The organism is Gleimia hominis (assembly GCF_002871945.2).
GTDB lineage: Bacteria > Actinomycetota > Actinomycetes > Actinomycetales > Actinomycetaceae > Gleimia > Gleimia hominis_A.
Genome location: NZ_CP126963.1, coordinates 844893 through 867553 on the forward strand (window position 1 = coordinate 844893; position 22661 = coordinate 867553).

Consider the following 22661-nt stretch of genomic DNA (forward strand, 5'->3'; position numbering starts at 1 on the left):
CAAGTACCCATGAGTAGTTTTTGCGCTGAGCGAGCAAGGTACCTCAGGACTAAGCATGAGGCACGATTGCGGTTCCGCACGGATCTATCGCGGCGGGTTTTAGTTCGATTGTTGTTTTAGGGATTGTGAAATGAATCTGCGAGATTTGGAGTACCTGGTTGCTTTGGCGGATGAGGGCACGTTCACCCGCGCAGCTGCTGCCGCTGGAGCGTCGCAACCTACGCTGTCAACTCAGGTCCGTAAGCTTGAGTCTGATTTGGGTGCGGCTTTGGTGGAGCGCTGTGGCTCGCAGATTCTTTTCACGCCCGTTGGGCGGGAGGTCGTGGCGTATGCACGCCACGTTTTGTCGGACTTGACTCACATTAGAGACGCGGCGGATCGGGGGGCAGATCCGTGGGCGGCACGTATTTCCATTGGCATTTTCCCCACTCTTGCTCCTTATTTACTTCCGCATCTGCTGCCTCGGCTGAATAAGAGCATACCGAATGCGCAACTTCAGTTCGTGGAGGAGAAAACGGTTACGCTACTTAACCAGCTTGCTGTGGGCGGTCTTGATGCGGTGATTGTGGCGGATCCGGTTGAAGACCCCCGCTATTCTTCCTCGTTTCTATTTGAAGAAAACTTGGTTCTAGCGGTGCCGGATTCACATCGTTTAGCTTGCCTGAAAGAACCTGTTTCCCTTGAGGAACTGCGTGGGGAAACTATTTTGTTGCTTGAGGAAGGCAATTGTTTGCGGAACCATTCGTGGGCGCCGTGTCAACACGTGGGCGCTAGGCAGGCCCAATTTGCTGCGACGTCACTGGAAACACTTCGTTACATGGTTGCATCGGGAGCGGGAATTACTTTACTTCCTGAGTTGTCGGTAAAACCTCCGTTTATTCAGCCTGACTCGTTGCATCTGATCCGCTTCGAAGATCCCCAACCCACTCGGAAGTTAAGGTTAGTTTGGCGTTCATCCTCCCCTCTTGAACCCGTGATCCGACAGATCGCTGAGGAAATAAAACAGGTGAGTGTTAACACAGTCTAAGATTTGGTTACGCGGTTTGTGATCCGATATAGTTTATTGCTGTACGCGGGGCTATGGCGCAGTTGGTAGCGCGCTTCCATGGCATGGAAGAGGTCAGGGGTTCAAATCCCCTTAGCTCCACCGCCTGCACGCCACTCTGGGTACAAAAGTGTGAGTGCGAAATGAACCCCTCCGGTTCCGAGTTTTACCTAGTAGAACAAGGAATTCGAGAGGGTTGTTGTGTTTCCGAAGAAGCTTGGAACAGGCACGGGAGAGGATTCTCGATCGGCTTTTGGGCGCTTCGCTGGGGTCGGGAATAGTACTTAAGGGGGTAGTGCCAAAAAGTGTGGCTTGCGCCGAAAAGTTTGGGTGCCGCCGAAAGGTTCGGGGTGGAAAGGCGACACAGCCAGTTTTATCACTTGCAGCAAGAAGGAACCCACTCGCCGCTCAAGATATAGCAAGATATGCCAATTATCGATTGTTAAAATTTATTGGTGCAATATGAACTCATAAAATGAAACAGACGAGGGATTGTCATTCTCCGTATAACCGCGAAGCCGATGATTTTCAATACACAGTGGTGGTTTGAACGAAAACACGAGCTTCCGACAACTCGCAAATTGACTACTTTTAATTCCTCGTTAACGGCATATCCGAGTGCAAGCGTTATTTGTCAGCAGTATCTGGTGATCTGCAGCTGTATAAAGAAATCGGTCACCGCTGCAGAATCTCTCGTGGCGAGACTTGATCAGTGCGCTTCCCAGCTGATCGTGAATAGTTCGCGCCTAGTTTCGCTCGCGTTGAGTACACTGTGGGCATTGTCTGGGTATTCGTCAGACTCCTTATGAAGGTGGTTGCGTTCGGCCCGGTAGTCATTCCCGGCGTCGTCAGCTTTGTGCCGCCACCGGCTCGCTTCTTGTTTGAGCTTGAGTTCTTCGGCAGAGCGTGTAGCTTTGCGCGCGGCTTTGGCGGCGATGGCTTCTTTGTCTGATACGAGCGAATGTTCGAGTCGAATCTTGCTTTAAGTCCAAGACAAGCTGCGTTGATGAGTCCTTCTTGATGGAGGACGAAATATGCGTTACGTGCTTGAGCATCTGAGCCTACTTATTCGAGGTTGTCGTCTTCGATGAACACATTTGGGTGGTGTCCCAGTTCAGCGAGTTCTCCTTGTCTGGTGTCAAGGTTTCTGTGGTTGGGCTCGGGTGGTGCGGATCGCTTGTGCTTTGCCTACCTCGGAGGCCTCGACGGCCTCGTCTACGCCCTGATCGTCTTCGCCATCGCCGACTACACCACCGGCGTCCTCGTCGCCATCAATGAACGCCGCCTTCCAGCTCCGTCGACTTCCGGGGCATCAGCCGCAAGATCCTCATCTTCACCCTCGTCGGCCTCGCACACCTCATCGACGTCCACATCCTCGGTACCCCAGGAATTTTGAGGGCAGCGGTCATCTTTTTCTACCTGTCCAACGAAGGTATCTCCCTCGTCGAGAACGCCACCTGCCTCGGCCTACCCGTCCCAGTCCAGATGCGCACCGCACTGGACGCGATCGCTAACCGAGCCGAAACCCGACCTTCCCTAACCGAACCCTCAACCACTGAAAACACAAAGGAGAACCAGTCATGAAGAATTGGAACACCCTTGAGGCCGACATCTACCTCATCATGAACACACACTACACACACGGCCGAAACGGTAGGCGGATCGATAAGGTCATCATCCACCACAACGCAGGCAACTTCACCATTAGGAGCTGCTACGACGTGTGGCAAACCCGTCCCGCGTCCACCCACTACCAAGTGCAGTCCGACGGCACAATCAGCCAACTCGTATGGGACTGCGATACTGCCTGGCATGCAGGTTACTTCGCCACCAACACCACCTCCATCGGCATCGAACCAACAGTAAAAGCTGACCCTGATGGGCGGTGGTGCCTCTGGTGCGGAATGAAGCTGCCGCAGCGTGTGGATGGGGTAAGTCTGGATTTGAGTAAATATGATTTCGTTATCCTATGTCTTGGTCTTGAACCAAACGGAGACATACCACGTGAATCGTTGCGCAGTATAGACTCGTCTATCGGTGAGCGAGAATACGTAATTGGTGCAAATGCAAAAGCTGCGATTGGTCCCGTTGCGCGAAACATTGACGGCCATCGTGTTCTCGCGGAGCGTATCACCAAATCATTTTTAAGATGGAAATGTGGTTTGGGCTATGAATGAAGATTCAAGGTATGAAAAGCTGGTTAAAGACCTTTGGACTCCGCTTAATTTGCCCTTTGAAGAGCGAGTACTTCTGAGTACGAGCCGTCTTAAAATCGCCTTGGCACTCAGGCATGGGGCGGCATGCCGAGAAGATGTAATTTCCCACCTTCGTGTGCACCTTATGGCAGCAGAAATTGATGAGCATGACTCTAGAAACGAAAAGCTGGATGACCTTATCGAATGTGAACAGTTTATTTATGAAGATACGCTGCGGAGGCTACGCTCTTGGCCGCCACGAGAGCGGTACCATTACGATATTTACAGGATGGTTTGTGAAGAACTTTCAGCCTCTATTCCTGTATCATGTGGTCTTCGTTTACGCGCAGCTGCTTTAATGATGCCATTGAGGTGAAGAATCTTGAATTCTGAGAACGCCCTGTTTCGTAAGTTATACAGTACGACGCTGATAAACTTGATTGGTGATGCTATTGCGCAACTCGCGCTTCCGTTAGCTTTTCTTTATGCGACAGGTTCGATCGCATTGGCATCGACTCTTGCTGGCGTCACCTTGATGACTCAGTTATTCCTTTCATTGCCTTTGGCGGCAGTTGCTGATCGGTTACCTAGGAGGAAAATTGTTTTTGCGGGGTATCTCGTTGAAGGTTTTTGCCTGACGGTGCTGGGGAGCCTGCTATTGGGTGGGGTTGCGAATATGGCGATCACGGTTGCCTTAGGGGTCGTTCGTGGTGTCGCAAGTCAATTCGGTGTTGCTGCGAGTTCAGGTTATATACCCCAGGTTTTGGGGCGCGAGGCGATGCTGAAATTTAACTCTCGAGTTGAGACGATAGAGGGAGTTGCTGCGATCGGTGGACCATCGATTTCAGGTGGTTTAGTGGGAATTCTTGGTGGAGCATACGCCCTGTTTGTGCCCGCAGTATTGTCATTATTCAATGGCGCAATTTATTCGAGGCTTCCAGATAAGCCGACGCCCCGTGAAGGTGAAAAGGCAAAGAATTTCTCGCTTCTTGTTATTGCCAACGATATTCGGGAAGGTGTCGGGTATGTAGTCAAGAGCCGCACACTTGTTGCGATGATGGCAGTACATTTTGCCCTGGGGGCAACAACTGCAGGTTATGCGTTTGGTGTTGTTGTTCATCTCGGGGTCCATATGGGACTCAGTCCATGGCAAGTCGGTTTCACCATGGCGGCTTCTGGCGTAGGAGGAATTATTGCGTCTATCGTGCTCGAACGCTTTATCCCTTTGAAGGAGTATCGTGCTGTCCTTCTGGTCTCCCTCCTTGGTGTCGGCGCTATCCTCGGTACGTACTCGACTGTTAATTCTGTATTTTTGGCATCGACAGGTTTATTTTTTCTAGATTTCTGCTGGGTTGGCTTATTTATTTATTCGGGTACGCTGAGTCAGTATGTCACGGATGATGCGCACCTCTCGCGCGTAGATTCTATTGGCGACCTGGTCTTTTTAGGCGCCTCATCTATTTCTGCTCTGCTGGCAGGTCTATTGATTAAGGACGGTCACGTAGCGACATATCTTATTGTTCTAGCTCTGACCGTTATCCCAGCGTTGGTGGCACTAGCGTTTATCAAGGGTGATGATCAGGCTGCTTCGATAGGCCGCTGAGGCAACCACGGTGATTTGCTAAGAGATCGCACCCTTGGGCTTATCAATGAGTGACATCCATTGTCGGAAACAGAGCGGTTGAAATCGAGCATAATCTTCCGTTTCAAAGACCAATCGAAGAGTTTCAGTACTGATTGTCTCGTTTCAGTGTGGGCCTATATCTGTTTATTCTTCTGCGTGGAAAGTGCACCCCTTTCACGAAAAACTACCCCCGCTACACAAAAGTATCCATAGTAGCGTGAAGGCAACTGTTTAGGGGCTCATTTGGATATAAATACGTGGGTTTGGAATTACTTTGAGAATCAAGTAATTGCCGGGATTACGTGGTTCCGATGTAGTAATTGTATTTTCGAAGCAGCTACGACCGGTTAGGTGAAAGCATGCTTAAGAGGTTTGCGGGCGGTTCCTTGAGCTTGTAGAAGTTACGCGGGGAGCCCGCCCAAAAGTTTGGGTGATTCCGTTGAAATGCATATCGTGGGGTCTCACTATTCGACAACCGCAAATATTGTCAGTGTCTTAGTTGAGAATAATGACAATCAGTTATCCAACGCTAGGATATTGACGATAGACAAGCACTTTGGAATAACCCAAGCTAATATCGCCGTTAAGAGATTCCCGCTTAACTGAGCTGCAACTACTTAGCCAAGCGGGAGTCTTCGCGTTCACACAACTATCGTGGTTTCACAACATCGTACGTGACACCAGCGTCGAAATGACTCAAACCACCAACGCCGCGCAGTGACTTCTTAAGTTTCTGCGGATCACTCACCACGAGTCCGGATAATCCATCCACTCCTTCCTCAAATAAAACGGCCGCCAAAGGAGTAGTAGGCCCCATAATCACTACCCACGCATTTTCAGCAAGTTGCAGTATACGCGGCGCCGTCCGGTTCGCAAACGTACTCCCAGTAATGAACACGTAATCTTGGTTGCCGAGCACGTATTCACATGCCGGGTCTGGATAATCACCTTGCCACGGTTTACGTTCCAACACGGTGAGCTCACCAGCTTGACTCAATCGGTTCTCAACTCCCGGAAAGTGCCCCACTACCGCCACCCGCTTGTCCACAATGTCCTGAGCGTACACAGCAAACGCATCATGCTCGCGAGCATTCGGATGTGGGGTAAACGACTTCAACGCATCAGGTGTGTTATACCAAGCGTTTATTGCCGCCATTCCCACCGAAGCTTCGGGCGCATTCCAACTCTTCACAAGTTCCGCAACCGAACGCAGAGGCTTACCAATTAACGAGTCATCGGCCGTTAACTACGGGCGCGTCCCAAACTCCGTGTTCATCGCCAGCCCAACAGAACCTTCACTCGTATGAACCTGCGTCCATGAACGCCCCACCTGGTAATCCTCAACCGTGACACTGTCACCGATCGGTTCCAGCAGGCGATCGTACAGGTACCACGGGTTACTCATGCAGCCTTCTCCTCATGCGAATCTGAATCACCCAACAGGTCCGCCACTTCCTCATCCGTCAAATCGTGACGATACATGAGTTTGTAGAAATGCTTAACCTCTTTCTCCATGTCGTAATCAAACACGTCCGGGTAAAGCATGTTCCCAACCCAGCGGATCCCAATCAGACGGTTCGGCCCTGGGGGGCGGCCCACCCAGTTGTAAGGCGTATCCGGAATCCTGTAGTAATCCCCATTCTGAATAGCTTTAAGCCCGCTCCAAGTCGGATCACTCGCAACCGACTCATAAATCGAATCGGGCCCAAAGAAAATTGCATCCGGATTCCACGCAAGCACCTGCTCTAACGAGACCGTGCCGCCACCTTGCTGCTTATTCGCCACCTCCGGTGTGGCCACCACGTCGGCGCCAACCATCTCAAAAATCTGAGCGTGAATCGTACCCGCAAGAATCGTGGACAAACCATCTTCGCGTTCACCCACATAAACCTTCTTGTGGTCCTTAATCTTCTTCACCCGATCCTGCGCATCCTGCAGAACCTCATCGGAGTATTTACCGAGTTCTTCCCCGCGTTCTTCTTCACCCAACAGCTTACCCATGGTTCGGAACGCAGACGGATTCTCTTTAATATTCCCATCAATTAGGACAACCGGAATCCCGATCTGCTCCTGCAGCTTATCCAGATCCTTCTTGTAGTCCTCATCCCACTCGCCAACGTCAATCACCACTTGTGGTTTGGCAGCCATCAACGCCTCGCGGTTAAAGTCACCGGACTTACCGTAGAACTTACCGTACTCGGGCAGATCCCAGTACTTCTTATCCATGCACTCGCGAGCTTCCTTCGAAGGCTTCTTCGACCAACCCACAATCACTTCGGGTTTCACCGCGTACAACATGATATTTGCAAGCGGGCCGCCACTAGCCACGCGCTCAATATTTCTAGGTAGTTCCACTTCCCTACCCGTAGAATCCGTGAACGTGTAAGTATCCGACACGGATTCACTAGCTTGCGGTGAACTCGAACTCTCCGAACCACCACCACTCGATGCGCAGCCAGTCACCACTAGGGCTAAACCGGCCATAAGAGCGGCTATCTGCCGCCACTTTCAGTGTAACTTCATCTCCTCTTTCCTCTCGTTAACTGTGCTGGAATACAAACATTTGTAGTAACGCCCGCGCCTTGCACGGGGATCGCCGCTACCTGCACGTCCACCCCGTACAGATCACTCAAAGTCGCTTCGGTCAGTACGGCACTAGGGTTACCGGCCTGCACGAAGCTATTACGCCCCAACGCCACAACCTCGTTTGCAACTGTGAAAGCCTGCGTCGGATCATGGGTAATAAAAATAATCGTGTACCCAGATTCGCTCAACCGTTGAATCCGCTGCAGAACCAACACTTGATTCCCAAAGTCCGGACTCGCAGTTGGCTCATCCATCATGATCAGCTCCGCCTGTTGTGCTAACGCGCGGGCAATCACAACCAGTTGCCGCTCTCCCCCACTGATCTGCGTGTAATCGCGCTTAGCTAAATGCGAAATCCCCATGTTCGCCAATGCGCGGCGCGCTACCTCAAACTCTTCTTCCCCAGGCGAAGCCAGTTCATTCAAATGTGGGTTCGTACCCATAACCACAAAATCTTCGACCGTAAATGGAAATGGTGGAATATGACTTTGAGGTACATACGCGACTTTACGTGCAAATTCTTTCGCCGAGTATTGCGACGCATCCTTGCCACTTACTTCAAAACTCCCCGAAAGAGGTTTCAGCAGGCCCAAGAGGGTTTTGAACAAAGTGGTCTTACCGATCCCGTTTGGCCCAACTATGCAGGTGATTGATCCGCGTTTAATCCCGAGGGAAATGGGGCCAATAATTGGGTGCCCAGGCTTGTATCCGCACACTAGTTCGCGCGCTTTAATAATCATACAAACCCCTTTTGCGCGCGGAACAACAGGACGCAGAAAAAGGGTGCGCCCACAATCGCGGTGAGGATACCGAGCGGCACCTCGACGGTGAACAAAAGCCGAGCAACCGTGTCGACAAGCAGTAAGAATGAAGACCCTAGCAGAATAGTTGCGGGCATGAGCCGCCCGTAGTTAGACCCCACCAGCATGCGCGCCAGGTGTGGCACCACCAAACCGATCCACCCAATATTGCCGCTCACTGCAACTGAAAGTGAGGTCAGTAGCGTGGCGCAACCAATGATTAGCCACCGGTACACAGCCACGTTTACCCCCAGCATTTTCGCTTCCTCATCGCCAAGAGAGAGGAGGTTAATCTTCCACCTCACCAGTTGGAGGACAAGCATTACGGGCACAAATAACCACAGAATTTTTAAGTCACTGAGCTGCGTGCCCGCGAGCGAACCCATCAGCCAGAACGTGATGGCCGGTAGTTTTGTTTCGGTATCAGCTACGAATTTCAACAGTGAAACAAAGGCGTTAAACAGGCTGCCGATGAGCATACCGCACAAGATGAGGGTGATAATTGTGTTAGCGCGGCGCACGAGCAGTCCGTTGAGGGTAGCTACTATTATCACGGCCAGCAGTCCGAACGTGAATGCGACAACTTGTATGCCCAGGCTGGAGATTCCAACGAAAATTGCGAGCGCAGCACCGAAGGAAGCACCGGACGAAGCGCCCAACAAGTCTGGTGAGACCACGGGGTTGCGGAACAAGCCTTGGAACGCCGCGCCTGCGGAAGATAACGCTGCCCCAACAATCATGGCGACGAGCACACGTGGAAGGCGCACGCGGATCAGTGCAAGCTGACCGGCGTCCATCGGAGCACCGGTTAGATATGCGCTAGTTGCGTCGTATAGGGATCCGAGGCTCACCGGGTAACGGCCCACGGATAAAGCGAGCATGAACACGATGACCGGGCTGACCCACACCAATGCAGTCCGGGCGCGGTACATGATCAGCTCTTCTACCCCTGTATTCGCTAGTCTCGCTCTGCAATCTAGCGCACGTTGGCTCTAGGTTGCCCTTTCGGAACGTAGATTACCGCGGGCACAGCCATTCTCAGCCGCACCTGCGTCTTGAGTATTAACTTTAGCAGGATATTGCAAAGGCTTTGAAGGCTCTGTCGATTCGCTCACTACTCCATTTCGGGCCAGTCACTTTCTAGACCGCGGATCACAAAATCAACTTTTTGATCGTAGCTTCCGCGGTCCAGCCAGTAGCTGCGCATCGCCCAGGTTCCCCCACGTCGCCTGTGCTCACGCTGCTGAGCCGCGTCCATCTGCCGATACGGTTGAATTGCTAGATGAGTTGAGATTGCTAGATCACCTAAGAAGTCCAAGGCGAATAATGCCTGCCCGCGACTCACACCACGTTTCGTAAGGTTAGTTATCAGTTTTTCCATTGGCTCACTGATACTTCTTGGGGCATTCGGGTTGCTTGTAAGCACTTGCGACAGGCCGGGGTATTGTTCCATTGTTCGCCAACACACCTCAGCGTATTCTTTCAATATTATTGAGGTACTTTGGTTTCTCGGTGTGGAACCCGAACCGATGCGGCCTAAATCCATGTTTTCGGCGATCCTATCCAGACAGGCAGTTAAGACCGCGTCGCGCGAGGCAAATAGGCGGTAGAGCGCTGATGGTACTGTCCCAACGGTGCGTGCAAGCTGTGCCATGGTGAACTCGTGTAGATTCATCTTGAGAGCCGCATTCACAACATCATCTTTAGAAAATGAGGGTTTCGGCCCCGGTCTCGCGGTAACTGCCGCTAGCTGCGACGAGTTTTGCGACCGTTTTGTTGGTCCGATACCCGGATTCGTGGCTTCACATTTTGGTCTCACACTTTTATTATCGCTTTGTTCCACCTCTAGTTCACACTAGGCGCCACCCCGTGGCATCCTCCCGCGCCTTCCAAAACGACTCGTACCGTGGGCAAGTTCGCATCAGTTCACTGTGGGTACCGGCTTTGTCGATACGACCATCTGGGGTGAACATGTAGATTCTGTCTGCGGTCTCTATGGTGTGCAGTTTATGGGCAATGGCAACTACCGTAGATGTCTTCCGGAGTTCCTCCACAGCCTTGACGATATTCGACTCATTCTCTGGATCCAGTGAGCTAGTTGCCTCATCTAAGAGCACAATGGGAGCCTTTTTTAATAGTGCACGTGCTATTGATACGCGTTGGCGTTCTCCACCTGAGAGGCGTTTACCACCTTCCCCAACTCGGGTTTTCCACCCTTGAGGGAGCCGCCGAACAATCTCCCCCACTCCCGCTAACTCGCTAACCCGTTGTATCTCTTCCGTGTTCGCACTTGGGTTTCCGATAGCTATATTTGCTTCTAAAGTGTCATCAAACAGGTACACATCTTGGAACACCATGGAGATCTGCTGCATCAACTGCTCGATAGGTTGGTCCCGAACACTTTCGCCCCCTACCAGCACACGCCCACGATTTACATCATAGAATCTTGCAATTATCATGGCCGTGGTAGTTTTCCCACATCCCGAGGGCCCCACCAGGGCAACCATTGACCCGCGTGGCGCCTCAATATTAATATCTCGAAGAACCAAGTTATTCGGGTTATATCCAAAATCTACGTGTTCGAGTTTAGCCTCTCCGGGCTTAGACAATGGCGCATTCTCTTGAGGTTGTGGCATTGGCTTTGCCGCAAAAACTGCCTCAATGGCTTTTAACGGCTCCCGGGTGGACTCCATGCTAATAAACCCCTCTGAAGCAGCGGACAAAGTTTCCATAAACCGCAACGCCACAATTATGAAGCCAATTCCGGCAACACCTGCCATAGTTGTGTGCGTAACCATTAGAGCACTAAAAGAAATCAACGCAATAACCACGAGCTGCGCCGCCACACCCGAAACTGCGAGTCCGCCCGTTTGTAACCAAAGTGCCCGCACACTTGTCTTCCACCAACTTCGGTTAGCGTTTGCAAGTGGTTGGAAACGGTCAGCCTGCCCAGACGCGCGAAGCAGTGGTTGACATGTAGCGAACTCAACAATGCGCGCGCTCAACTCTGCTTCGCGAGGTTCCCTACTTTGAAAGCCCATCCGCCCTAAGTACACACTTACTTGGGTGAGCGCGACAAATATCAAAATCGCAATAGTCATCGCTAGCCCCATCAACGGGTTCCAAAACCAGGTGGCGACTGTGAGCGTAAAAATAGCCGCTAGCGCAGTCTGTAGTGGTGCCGCCACATGTGCAACAATTTGCCCCGTTTGCATTAACTCAGACGAAACCGCGCGTGACAGCCGTGCCGCCACCCCAGGTTTGAACCATCCCAGGGGAACACGGGCAACCTGCTGTCCAATGCGCACGTGCATCAACTCAAAAAAACGTAAAGCAAGTCTATACGCAAACTGAGAACGCGAGTACTGCAATGCGAACCCAACCACTGCGAGCACAGCAAGCACTATCACCCACCCACCTGTGCGCAAACCCCACACCGAGTTGTTAGACACGAGCGCACTCACGCTAGGAACCAGTAAGAAAAGCCCAATTCCCTCTACTATTCCCAGCAGCACACTAGCTAACGTCGTGTATTGCAACGTCGGTTCATGCCGGATGGTTCGGCGTATCCCCAGCGGGACCGTAGCATTCGTGAACCGTTCAACGATACTCACTGCGTAATCCTTTCGCGTGGGTGCATAAACTGCCTTGCGTGACTAGACTGCCTCATGAGCTTTTGGTAGTTGCTATTACTACTAAGTTCTTGGTGTGTACCGCAGGCGGCAATACAACCGTTGTCTAGCACTACAATCTGGTCAGCTCCTTTAATGACCTCAGGTTTATGTCCGATAACCAACACGGTGCGTCCTTTTGCTAGCCGAGTGAGTGCTCGTTGTATTTGTGCTTCCGCCTCCGGATCCGTATATGCCGTGGCCTCGTCCAAAATGAGGATCGGGGTATCCATGAGCAGCACGCGAGCAATCGCTATTCTGCCCCGTTGCCCACCTGAAAGTTGGATTTCATCGCCGTATACCGTGTCGTACCCGTTGGGAAGCGCGACTATCTCCTCATGAATATTTGCGGCTTTCGCCGCCGCCACGATGTCTTCAAATACCGCTTCCGGACGGCCCAGCGAAATGTTGTCTCGAATCGAAGCACGCACTAACTGCGAATTCTGTAGAACAAACCCCACTGTTTTATACAGCGCGCGAGTATCCATCTGGCGAATATCAACCCCACCGATAAACACCGCCCCGGCTTGGACGTCGAAGAATCTTGCAAGCAAAGAAGCAACTGTTGACTTGCCTGAACCAGACGGCCCAATTAGTGCTGTTACATTACCTTGAGGAATACGCAAAGAAAACGATTTTACAGCTGGATCTGGATCATCCTCACCCGCATATCCAAAGGTGACACTTTTGAACTCAACGTCGTACGCATGCGCAGTGTTACCAGTTTCAACCGAGGGTAACTGCTCTGTGTTAAGCAGTTTTACAATCCGATAGGCCGCCGCACCTGCTGTTTGATACGACCAATTAAGGGTCGCGAAAATCGTTATAGTTCGCGGAAGCAGCAGTGCAATCAAGGTTGTGGCCATGACCTGCGCCGGCTCAACCCACCCGGCAGTGATCAGCGCGGCTCCAACCGCGAGGTTGATCGCAAGAATCAGCGGAACTGAAACTACAGCCTCCCCCACCGATGCGATCTTCATCAGCGGACCACACCAGCCTATATAAAATCTCCTGAACTCCTCAGTGGCTTCCCGGTACTGCCTGTGGGCCTGCCCTGTTCTGCCAAACGCTTTCACTACCGTAATTCCCGCTACAAAATCGAGCATGGTTGTGCTGATGCGAGCGAGCTTGGTATCCATCTGCATGGTTTTATCTCCCATTCCGCGGGTTTCATACGCCATAACCACCGCGTAAACTGGGATGGTTGAGATTGCTAAAAGTCCCAATCGCCAATCCAGAAAAAATGCGTAGGCGAGCGTAAGCACAGGTTGTATCACTGCGGTAGTCATCTCTACGGGTGCGTGTGCTACCAGATGGTGGATCTGCTTGATGTCATCATGCAGACTTTTGCGTACCCGCCCGGAATTTGTTTCCGTGAACCACCCTAGTGGCGCCCTAGCCAGCCGATCTACCACCTGTTTGCGCAATAGATACCCTAGTTTTAGATCCGCGAAATGTGTTATAACCAACGCGCCAAAATAAAACCCTAGGCGCAATGAGAACGCAGCTAGGAGCCAAAACAGAATAGGCTTAACGCGCGATGTGTCTGCGCCGTTTAACCACACGTTCCCAAGTTCCACCAGCGCAACGTAGGGAGCTACCGCCAGGACTGCTGCCACCATCGCTAAAACTCTTGCTACGAGGATCCGCTTCGAGATTGGCGCAAGCACTTTTTTTAGCGCTTTTTGACCACCCCTGAGACTAATTGGTGCAGCATTGTCACTCATGCTTGTTTCCTTCCAAACCGGTGCATGTTTTCTTCTTACCCCTGGACGACCCGGACGGCGCCAGATCTATTCGGTAGTCGGCGCATGCATTAATAAACTCCGCATCATGGCTGAGGATAATGACGACTCTTCCTTCGTTCGTTAACTCACGTATTTTTGTGGCTACTGACTGCAGGTGCCTGTAGTCCACCCCCGACGTGGGTTCATCAAATATCAAAACCTTGCAATCCTGGGCAAGCGCTGTTGCAATCACAAGCCGTTGCTGCTGCCCACCCGATAGGGAAAGCGGGTGGGCAGCAGCCTGGTCTGCTAACCCTAGAGACTGCAGAACCCCGATTGGTGCCTCATTGTCCACGCGGGATGCGAACAACTGGTGGCCAACGTCTTGCATCACTAAGAAGCAATCAGAGTTATGCAATGACCTACATTGACCATCCACACCTACGAGTACTCGCACTGCTTCTGTGTCACCCCTTTTCTTGCAGATCTTTTTGAAACCGCACAGCGCGTTAGCTAACGTCGTTTTCCCAACCCCATTTGGACCAGTAACTGCCGTTACCGCACCGGCTGGAAAAAACATTTGCGGGTAGGTGATGTTCTTTCTGCGCGAGATCTTCACAATCAGACCTTTTAGCAGCAGACCACCTTTTGTGGCGGGGGTGGCCAGGTTCGAGGGCTGTTGGCGTGAAAAGCTCTTTTTTGACCGCTGTGGCTGATCAAACTGCGCCGCAGGCAAGCGTTGCAGGGCAACGCACTCCAAACTCCGTAGGCCTAACTGCTTACGTTTCTTATCGGACAGCGCGAAAAACTCTTCGCCCGTATACGTAGCTTTCGCCCGACCGTCTTGCAGGTACACCGCCGTATCAATAAGCCCGTTAAGATAATGGACCCTATGCTCGGCAATCAGCACCGTTTTCCCCAGTTTCCGCAAAAGATCGAGTGTGCGCCGCAGTTGAGAGATTGCTGCTTCGTCTAGATTCGACGTGGGCTCGTCGAGAACCACAACCGGAGTGTCTTGCCCAAGCGCAACACCGCACGCAACGCGTTGCAGTTGACCACCTGACAGGTGAGAAAGCAAGCTAGCACGCAAACTGTTTATGCCCATCAACTCACAAGCAGTTCCCACGGTTTGTTGGATTCTCTCCAGGCCCCAACCGTAGTTAGCTGGAGCAAATACGAGTTCCGAGTCAACATCAGTGGTGAAGAACTGTCGTCTAGGATTCTGCGCGACATTAGCGATTATTCTCCCGGCGTTCACAAGTGGGGTGGTTGCCACATCAGTTTCGCCGATCTTTACATAACCGTAGTATTCTCCCGCGTAAAAATGTGGAACCAACCCGGTCACCATCCGTAAGACCGTTGACTTTCCGCAACCTGAGGCACCGCACAGAAGAGTGGTTGAGCCGGGTTCTAAAGCTAGATTTAGGTCTTGCACAGCGCATTCATTTCTTCCACCGTGCAAGTAGTTGAAGCCAGCGTTGCGCAACACTACTCGCTCACCGACTCGGCCAACTCCCTCATAAAAACTTTCAAAAGCGGCGTCGTCGGTTGCGCACTGGTCATTATCCAACATATGAGTGGCACTGGTCTGAAGCGCAATGTTGCTTTTGCCTCGGCGTAGGTTGCTTGCCCGCAAAAACGACGTTAATGCTGAAAGCCTCGGATGCATCAAACCCCTCCAAATCCAAGCCCGAGCCCAACTCCAAGCCCAAGACATGGTTGGCCAACTAATGCATGGGCAGACCCGCCCATTAGCACGGAATGCAGATACTCGTCCACGTTCAAATATTCCGTGTGCACTATCGCAACTATCGCCGCGGTAATCGCAAGCAGCACCGCGTCGGAAAGCTGAAACCGGTGTACTCGCACCGGGGTGGGCCGCGCATTGGCACCGACGCCTCGCAGCAAAGCAGAAGCCGCTAAATCATCACTCGAACGCGCCGCCGCTGCTAGCGCAGGTACCGCTACTCGTTCAGCAGTGAGCACCGGGTGCGTAACTAGTGCTATTCCGGTATATCCACGTAGCTGCATCGCCTGCCAAACCAGCTTGAACTGCCCAAAAGCCACTGGAAGAAATCGGAATAACACCGCGAACGGAACAACTACGCGGATCGGAACACGCAGTCGGTGCAAAATTTCAACAAGATCGGAAATATGGATCGCGGTGAGGAACCAAACTGCACTCAGCAGCGCAAGTAGTAGTTTCAAACTCCAGTACGCGCTAATTCCCAAAACGTGGGTTAAAAGGTTAGGCCAAGCTAGTGGAAGATACCGCAGGCCCAACAAAGCAAAGTATGTGCCCGCAAGCCCGAGCGCAACCCCAGTTCTGCCGGTGAATCCGATTGCCGCGGCGAATGCGCATGCGACCAGCACAAGAATGAATGTTGCGCTTTGCGGATGCCACGCGACCCAGTTAGTTGCGGCGAGCAGGATAATGCCCGTTCGAGGGTCCACCTGACTGCTCGTGTTCGCTTTTGCCCCACCCCGGTGTTTACGCTGCATTGCCGTAGCGCCCGGTTTGCCCATTGTCTGTATCTGCATTAGACGAGGCCCGTCCATTTGCCTTAGACGAGGCCAGCGCGTCGAAAATGCTTGCCCAGCATCTTGTTCCCCAAGTAACCCGATCCCAGGGCCAGCGCGAACACTACGCAGGTCCAGATGATAAGAGTGGTGTTCGTAAACAAAGCGCCCCACGCTTTCGCGTACGCTGGGTTCTGCATGGATTCTTCTATGTATTTCAAGTATCCGGACCGATCCCAAAACATTGGTAGAAGCGGCCCAATTAACCAAAGTGAAAAGACAGCGTACGCAAGGGAGTTTTTAGTTCGGTTGGCAAAACCACCAGTAGCTGCCACTAGGCCACCCACAAATCCTAGGATCGTGGAAGTAAGTGGGGTTAGGAACGAGTGCCCTGTAACCACCATCAGTAAGCCCACTAATAGCCCTAGAACAGCAAGCGCCCACACGGTTGGAGTACGCGCCATAAACAAGGTTATGACCAGAGCATTCGCTATCAGACCGATGCTCCACCCCACCAAGCTTCCCGCGGGCGATAAGACCCCGAGCATTCCGGTGGCAAATAAAATCACGAAGTATAGGGCGGCAAATACGCCAATATTCACGAGGTACCGCACCAGCGATGTGGAATCACTACCCTTTAAGATGCGTGCTCCATTTGAGCCTTGTGCGGATTCAGTTTTTGGGAGAGTCATGTTTATCCTCCAGGATCAAATCTAGATAAGGCCACCCTAACACAGAATGCCATTCTTAATTAAGTCCAGCGAGAGTTACGGAGTCCATATCTAAAGCTTCGAAGAGCGCCCACACCTTTCGGCGGTTAGAGTGGAAAAGCATCGTTTTCAAACAGCGTCAAGGAGGAGCGGACCATGAAACGATTCGACGGACTGGAACAGCACGATCCCAAGAAACCATCCACAACTGAAACGGGTGCGGTAAGGGAAAGCGACGCGGACTCCCTCAGTGTCGGACCAGACGGCCCACTACTGCTACACGACGTAGCACTAGTAGAAAAGCTTGCGCGTTTTGACCGCGAACGCATTCCCGAACGCAGCCCTCACGCTAAAGGCGCCGGAGCATTCGGTGAGCTAACTATCACGCACGACGTGTCTAAATACACGAAAGCCAAACTCTTCCAACCGGGTACGAAAACGCCAATGCTCGCCCGGTTCTCAACCGTCGCTGGAGAACAGGGTTCGCCCGACACGTGGCGTGACGTTCGCGGATTCGCACTCAAGTTCTACACCGAGGATGGAAACTTCGACCTCGTCGGCAACAACACGCCCATCTTCTTCGTGCGCGACCCCATGAAATTCCCCGATTTCATCCACTCGCAAAAACGCACCCCAGACTCCGGGCTGCGTTCGAACAACATGCAGTGGGATTTTTGGTCTCTCTCCCCCGAAAGCGCGCACCAAGTTGCCTACCTAATGGGTGACCGCGGAATCCCCAAGACTTACCGGAACATGAACGGCTACGGCTCACACACCTACATGTGGGTCAACGAGCAGGGGGAACGCTACTGGGTTAAATACCATTTCCTTACCGAACAGGGCGTTGAAGGACTCACCAACGAAGAAGCCGAGAAACTAGCGGGAACCGACCCTGATTTCCACCGGCAAGACCTGTTCGACGCCATTGCTCGCGGCGACTACCCCACGTGGCGTTTCGAAGTGCAAATCATGCCGTACGAAGAAGCGAAGACCTACCGGTTTAATCCGTTTGACCTCACTAAAACCTGGTCGCAAAAAGACTACCCGCGCATTCCGGTGGGTCACTTTACTCTGAACCAAAACCCCGTGAACTACTACGCGCAGATCGAGCAGGCGGCGTTCAGTCCCTCGAACATGGTGCCGGGAACCGGGGTTTCCCCCGATAAGATGCTGCTCGGCCGTGTATTCTCTTACCCCGACGCGCAACGCAACCGGTTGGGCACGAACTTCAACCAACTACCTGTTAACCGGCCGATCGTGAACACGAACTCGTATGACAAAGAAGGAGCGATGCAGTTCTTCCACTCCGGAGACGCGCCCGTATACGCTCCGAACTCGTACGAACGCGCGTTCCAAGACGAACAGGGCCCGGTTGACAACGGTTGGGAAGCGGACGGTGAACTTGTGCGAGCCGCGTACTCACTGCACGAAGAAGATGACGACTGGGGGCAAGCACACGACCTCGTGCGCAACGTAATGGACGAGGCCGCGCGCACCCGCCTGGTCGACACCGTCAGCGGAATGCTACTCGACGGGGTCGATGACCACGTTGCCCGCCAAGCGATCGACTACTGGAAACACATTGACACCGAAACCGGAGAGAAAATCGAAGCAAAATACACGCAGAATAAGTAACGTGCTGGCAAATGCAAAATACACGCAAAATAAATAGTGCGTGGGCAGGCGCCAAATACAAGCAAACCAAGTAAGGTTGCAGCCAGCGCGAAGCCGGCGCTGTATATAGCGACGCAGGCTCACTCTGCTGCGGTTGTATGAGTCCGGGGGCAGGCGCACCAACGCGGCCCCCGGATTCATGTGTGCTAGGGTAATTATCACGCTTTTGCGTGGGAAAATACGTTTCCACCCGTTTTTGAGAGAAAGATAGTTGAAGAATTTAAAGCGCTTATCCATCGCATCACTCAGTGCCATCACCCTCACACTCACGATGGCGGCCTGCACAACCTCAACGGATAACAAAGCAGACAGCAGCCCCTCTGCAACCAGCAGTTCAGCGCAGACATCGAAAAGTGAAATAGCATTCACCGACCAGGCCGATCACGAAGTTAAAGTCAAAGCTCCCGTTGACCGCATGGTCGTCTTGCAACACCACTCGCTCGACATTCTGGCTCAGCTGGGAGCGCAAGACAAAGTGGTGGGTACCGAAGCAAAATGGGAACGCGACCTCGGTGACTACATGAAAGACGTCTTCCCCGGAGTTGAAGACCTCCCCACGCCCGGCGACTTAAAATCCATGAACGTTGAGCAAGTCGCGGCCCTCAAACCAGACATCGTGATTGTCGCTTCCCAGGCGAACCCTGAGGACCTCAAGAAACTAGACTCCTTGAAGATTCCCTACGCGACCGTTTCTCTGCGTGCCGAAGGGAAGCAGAAAGAAGCGCAGAACCCACGCCTGGCGAACTCTGACAAAGCGTACACCGACGGGCTCAAGTGGAGCGTTGAAACGCTAGGTAAACTAACAGGCAAGGAAGATAAGGCGAAAGAATTGTGGCAGTTCGTTGAAGACTCGCGCGACCACGTTGAAAAAGCAGTCGGAGAAGTACCCGACGACCAGCGGGTCAAAGTATTCGTCGCCAACGAAGGTGACCAAACCTACGGAAACGACAAATACGTGGGCGCCCAGCTGCTCCGCGCAGGCGCTGTGAACGTTGCTGCAGACGACATTCAAGGCTACAAACCATACAACTTTGAACAAGTTGTCAAGTGGGATCCGGACTACGTGATCGTCCAGGACCGTTACCCGGAGGTACTTGAATCCGTAAAGAACGACGCGAAGTGGCAAGCGCTGCGGGCCGTGAAAGAAGGTAACGTAATCGAAGCGCCATACTGGACGAAACCGTGGGGTAACCCCGATACCGATTCGATGGCACTTGGTGAACTATTCTTAGCTCACAAGTTCTACCCAGACAAAGTTAGCGCCGACTACGTTAAAGAACGCGCTCAGGACTTCTACAGCAAGTTCTACGGAGTGGAGTTCAAAGGCAAAGTAGATTGAGCGTTAGGCGCATAAGCGCAGTGGCAGGGTTCGTAGCCCTGCCACTCGTGCTTGCAACCATTTGCGCCGGTGTGGGCAAATACCACATTGCCCCGGGCACCATCTGGCGCTCAATCATCGACCTCGTATTCGCTCAAGATGCAGCGGACCCGCAGGCATACACGCTGCTAACCCAAGTGCGGCTACCGCGCGTATTCGGAGCAGTCGTTGTCGGAGCAGGCCTCGCGGTCTCTGGCGCAATCTACCAAGCAGTTTTCCGCAACCCACTGTGCTCGCCCTACACCCTGGGCGTATCCAACGGCGCCGGATTCGGCGCTGCCCTAGCGATCCTCACACTCGGAAGCGGACTCGCCGTTCAAGCCAGCGCCGTCGTCATGGCTTTAATTGCCGTCGGACTCACCTTTTTATTCGCCTCCACTTCGCGCGGTAACGCGAGCGCACTGATACTGTCGGGAATCCTCGTGGGCGCACTGTTCGCATCCCTCACAGCTCTAATCAAGTTCGTTGCAGACCCATACGAAAAACTGCCCCAAATCATTTTCTGGCTCATGGGTTCCATCGCCTCGATTGGTCCCGATAGCCTCAAAACCACTTTGCCCGCCTACATCCTCATTCTCGTGCTCATCGCCGGATTACTGTGGCGCCTGACCGTCATCAGCGTCGATGAAACGTTCGCCCAATCCGTTGGCGTGCAAGTACGCCGCGACCGCACTATTGCGCTAATCATGGCTTCTGCCTTGGCGTCACTGTGCATTTCAATCGCCGGCGTGATCGGTTGGGTCGGTATCGTCGTCCCCCACTACGCACGCATGATTGTGGGGCCACAAATGCGCGCGGTGTTTGGCGCATCCATCTCTTTAGGTGCCTCATTTATGCTGCTCATCGACCTTTTTGCCCGCACCCTGATAGCCGGTGAACTACCCGTAGGCGTGTTAACCGGCGTGGTTGGCCTACCGCTGTTCTTACTACTCGTGTTTCGCAGAAAGATCCGGTTCGTATGATTCGCATGAGGGACGTGAGTTTCAGCTACGGCGGCCCCACTGTTTTAGAGGGCATTAACTTAGACATCAAGCGTGGCGAATGCGTGAGTATCCTCGGGCCGAACGGAACAGGTAAGTCCACGCTTATGGAACTACTGGTAGGGCACCTAAAACCCAGCCGAGGGCAAGTGCTTTTGGGTAATAATCCAGTATCCAAGTGGAAAGCCCGGGAGTTCAGCCAGCAGGTTGCCTACATCCCACAAGCCCTGGGCGTCACCTTTTCGTTTCAAGCAATCGAAATTGTTACCATGGGTACCACTTCCCGACTGCAATACTTACACGCCCCCGGCGCGAGTGAACGCAAAGAGGCACTGCAGGCACTTTCGCAACTTGGGGTACGTCACTTGGCGTACCGTTACTTCAATGAGCTCTCGGGCGGAGAACGCAAACTCGTCCTATTAGCCACCGCACTGTGCCAACGCACCCCGTTCATACTCCTCGACGAACCAACCTCGGACCTGGACCCAGCGAACGCGCACCGGCTCACCACACTGCTGTCTGAGCTCGCGAAGCAGGAAAACAAAAGCATCGTGCTCACCACGCACGCGCCCGAAACCGTACCCGTACTGGGCGGGCGCACTATCTTCCTGGGCGGCGCCCATATCCTCGCGCAAGGACCGGTGGAAAACACGCTGACGGCACAGAACCTCACGCAACTGTACGGCATCCCATTTGGGATCACCCGCGTTGAAGGACGAGCGCTACCGTACGTTAAAGACTCAACCCTCTAACTGCCCAACTCCGAAGTTGTGCGCCAACAGGCGCCAATGCGGAGGCCGATCGCCGCGAACCAAAATCGACCAGTGGCAGTTATCTGGCCCGCGTAACCCCGCCCACTCGTGCGGATCTAAACCAAGTAGGCACGTCATCGCCTGCACAATCGCAGAGCCGTGCGACACAAACAAGTACGTACCCGGAGTTTGCGAGGCCTCCAAAACCGCTTGCGCAAACCTCTCGCCTACGTCGCGGCGCGATTCAATCCCCGCGTCCGCGCATTCTCCTTCTGACCGCCACTGAGAGTACCACGGACCATAATCTGCCTGCATCTGCGCACCACTCATGCCTTCGAACACACCGAAAGCACGTTCTCGCACCCGCTTATCGACTTCTACGGGCACATCCAAGAGGTTCGCCACCCCCTGCGCGGTGTCAACGGCACGCGATAGGTCGGAAGAAATAATCCGATCCGGCTTCAACTGCGCCACCCGCGCAGCTGCAGCCCGCACCTGGGATTTACCCACTTCGTTCAAAGCAATATCAATCTGGCCTTGAACTCGCCCCGCCGCATTGTAATCCGTCTGCCCGTGGCGCATAAAGATAATGCGAGTGCTCACGCGCCCACCTTCGCGGGCTGTGCAAATGGTAAACGCGAACAGTCTGCCCACAGGCGTTCCAACCCGTAGTATTCGCGCTGCGTATCCAACTGCACGTGCACAGTTACCACCCCGAAATCCAGTAGAACCCACTGGGCTTCCTCGGCGCCTTCCACACTGGGCCTGCGCCAACCGAGCTCCACTGCCCGATCCACTAGAGCACGGGTAACCGCACGCACTTGTCGTTCGTTGTCTGCTGAAACGATTAGGAACACATCGCAGTATGCAGTGCGCTCCCCCACGTTGATAGCTACGGGGTTGATTGCCTTCATTTCTTCCGCAGCCGCCGCCAGTTCGGTAACTAAATCTACTGTTGCCCGTTCAAGCTCCACGTACGATCCATATCTCCTAAAACTC

The 22661-nt window shown here is 53.1% G+C and carries 20 protein-coding genes, 1 tRNA gene and 2 pseudogenes; 10 read left to right on the forward strand and 13 right to left on the reverse strand.

The features are described from left to right. Positions 1–130 precede the first annotated feature (130 nt). The 6 genes and pseudogenes from CJ187_RS03805 (at position 131) to CJ187_RS03830 (ending at position 4843) form a co-directional block, all read left to right on the forward strand. Complete coding sequence (locus tag CJ187_RS03805; protein ID WP_102215679.1) at positions 131–1027, forward strand: LysR substrate-binding domain-containing protein; 897 nt, start codon at positions 131–133, stop codon at positions 1025–1027. 47 nt (positions 1028–1074) lie between these two features. Next, positions 1075–1147 (forward strand) — tRNA-Ala (locus CJ187_RS03810). A gap of 985 nt (positions 1148–2132) precedes the next feature. Further along, positions 2133–2629: pseudogene (locus CJ187_RS03815) on the forward strand (phage holin family protein). Beyond that, complete coding sequence (locus CJ187_RS09480) at positions 2626–3222, forward strand: N-acetylmuramoyl-L-alanine amidase (protein WP_434737342.1); 597 nt, start codon at positions 2626–2628, stop codon at positions 3220–3222. The pseudogene CJ187_RS03815 and the gene CJ187_RS09480 overlap by 4 nt, the downstream one beginning before the upstream one ends. Beyond that, complete coding sequence (locus tag CJ187_RS03825) at positions 3215–3616, forward strand: hypothetical protein (RefSeq protein ID WP_146003031.1); 402 nt, start codon at positions 3215–3217, stop codon at positions 3614–3616. The genes CJ187_RS09480 and CJ187_RS03825 overlap by 8 nt, the downstream gene beginning before the upstream one ends. Positions 3617–3622: 6 nt before the next feature. Next, the gene (locus CJ187_RS03830; protein WP_158237693.1) at positions 3623–4843 is read left to right on the forward strand and encodes an MFS transporter; all 1221 of its coding nucleotides are present in this window, start codon (positions 3623–3625) and stop codon (positions 4841–4843) included. Positions 4844–5513: 670 nt separating this feature from the next. On the opposite strand, the gene CJ187_RS03835 is transcribed toward CJ187_RS03830, so the two are convergent. The 11 genes and pseudogenes from CJ187_RS03835 to CJ187_RS03885 form a co-directional block, all read right to left on the reverse strand. Next, entirely contained in the window at positions 5514–6020 is a 507-nt protein-coding gene (locus CJ187_RS03835) for a Rossmann-like domain-containing protein (protein ID WP_269843578.1), read from the reverse strand. Then, positions 6009–6269 (reverse strand): annotated as a pseudogene (locus CJ187_RS03840) (enolase N-terminal-like fold-containing protein); the annotation flags it as partial. The gene CJ187_RS03835 and the pseudogene CJ187_RS03840, both read right to left, overlap by 12 nt. Continuing rightward, on the reverse strand, positions 6266–7348 hold the full coding sequence (locus CJ187_RS03845; protein ID WP_102215673.1) for an ABC transporter substrate-binding protein: 1083 nt from the start codon (positions 7346–7348) through the stop codon (positions 6266–6268). The pseudogene CJ187_RS03840 and the gene CJ187_RS03845, both read right to left, overlap by 4 nt. Before the next feature lie 35 nt (positions 7349–7383). Further along, the gene (locus CJ187_RS03850) at positions 7384–8190 is read right to left on the reverse strand and encodes an ABC transporter ATP-binding protein (protein ID WP_102215672.1); all 807 of its coding nucleotides are present in this window, start codon (positions 8188–8190) and stop codon (positions 7384–7386) included. Further along, positions 8187–9182, reverse strand: coding sequence for a FecCD family ABC transporter permease (locus tag CJ187_RS03855; RefSeq protein ID WP_102215671.1), 996 nt, complete (start codon positions 9180–9182; stop codon positions 8187–8189). The genes CJ187_RS03850 and CJ187_RS03855 overlap by 4 nt, the downstream gene beginning before the upstream one ends. A gap of 182 nt (positions 9183–9364) precedes the next feature. After that, positions 9365–10069 carry a TetR/AcrR family transcriptional regulator gene (locus tag CJ187_RS03860; RefSeq protein ID WP_146003030.1) on the reverse strand — a complete coding sequence of 235 codons (705 nt, stop codon included), beginning with the start codon at positions 10067–10069 and terminating at the stop codon, positions 9365–9367. A 31-nt stretch (positions 10070–10100) separates the two neighbouring features. Continuing rightward, positions 10101–11864 carry an ABC transporter ATP-binding protein gene (locus CJ187_RS03865; protein WP_102215669.1) on the reverse strand — a complete coding sequence of 588 codons (1764 nt, stop codon included), beginning with the start codon at positions 11862–11864 and terminating at the stop codon, positions 10101–10103. Then, a complete protein-coding gene (locus tag CJ187_RS03870; protein ID WP_102215668.1) occupies positions 11861–13648 on the reverse strand; it encodes an ABC transporter ATP-binding protein in 1788 nt (595 codons plus the stop codon). The genes CJ187_RS03865 and CJ187_RS03870 overlap by 4 nt, the downstream gene beginning before the upstream one ends. After that, the gene (locus CJ187_RS03875) at positions 13641–15221 is read right to left on the reverse strand and encodes an ATP-binding cassette domain-containing protein (protein ID WP_158237692.1); all 1581 of its coding nucleotides are present in this window, start codon (positions 15219–15221) and stop codon (positions 13641–13643) included. The genes CJ187_RS03870 and CJ187_RS03875 overlap by 8 nt, the downstream gene beginning before the upstream one ends. Before the next feature lie 95 nt (positions 15222–15316). After that, entirely contained in the window at positions 15317–16189 is an 873-nt protein-coding gene (locus CJ187_RS03880) for an energy-coupling factor transporter transmembrane component T (RefSeq protein ID WP_158237691.1), read from the reverse strand. Between the two features lie 23 nt (positions 16190–16212). Beyond that, a complete protein-coding gene (locus tag CJ187_RS03885) occupies positions 16213–16860 on the reverse strand; it encodes an MptD family putative ECF transporter S component (protein ID WP_102215665.1) in 648 nt (215 codons plus the stop codon). Positions 16861–17034: 174 nt separating this feature from the next. On the opposite strand from CJ187_RS03885, the gene CJ187_RS03890 reads away from it, so the two are divergent. From CJ187_RS03890 to CJ187_RS03905, 4 genes are all read left to right on the forward strand, one after another. Beyond that, on the forward strand, positions 17035–18513 hold the full coding sequence (locus CJ187_RS03890; protein ID WP_158237690.1) for a catalase: 1479 nt from the start codon (positions 17035–17037) through the stop codon (positions 18511–18513). A gap of 250 nt (positions 18514–18763) precedes the next feature. Further along, positions 18764–19891: an ABC transporter substrate-binding protein gene (locus CJ187_RS03895; protein ID WP_233187268.1), complete on the forward strand. Its 1128-nt coding sequence runs from the start codon at positions 18764–18766 to the stop codon at positions 19889–19891. 20 nt (positions 19892–19911) lie between these two features. Then, complete coding sequence (locus tag CJ187_RS03900) at positions 19912–20892, forward strand: FecCD family ABC transporter permease (RefSeq protein ID WP_233187267.1); 981 nt, start codon at positions 19912–19914, stop codon at positions 20890–20892. Beyond that, positions 20889–21662 carry an ABC transporter ATP-binding protein gene (locus CJ187_RS03905; RefSeq protein ID WP_102215663.1) on the forward strand — a complete coding sequence of 258 codons (774 nt, stop codon included), beginning with the start codon at positions 20889–20891 and terminating at the stop codon, positions 21660–21662. The genes CJ187_RS03900 and CJ187_RS03905 overlap by 4 nt, the downstream gene beginning before the upstream one ends. On the opposite strand, the gene CJ187_RS03910 is transcribed toward CJ187_RS03905, so the two are convergent. Continuing rightward, positions 21651–22265: a histidine phosphatase family protein gene (locus tag CJ187_RS03910; protein ID WP_102215662.1), complete on the reverse strand. Its 615-nt coding sequence runs from the start codon at positions 22263–22265 to the stop codon at positions 21651–21653. The two genes, CJ187_RS03905 and CJ187_RS03910, sit on opposite strands and share 12 nt — an antisense overlap. Further along, entirely contained in the window at positions 22262–22636 is a 375-nt protein-coding gene (rsfS, locus tag CJ187_RS03915) for a ribosome silencing factor (protein WP_233187266.1), read from the reverse strand. Before rsfS ends, CJ187_RS03910 begins: the two co-directional genes overlap by 4 nt. Positions 22637–22661 lie beyond the last annotated feature (25 nt).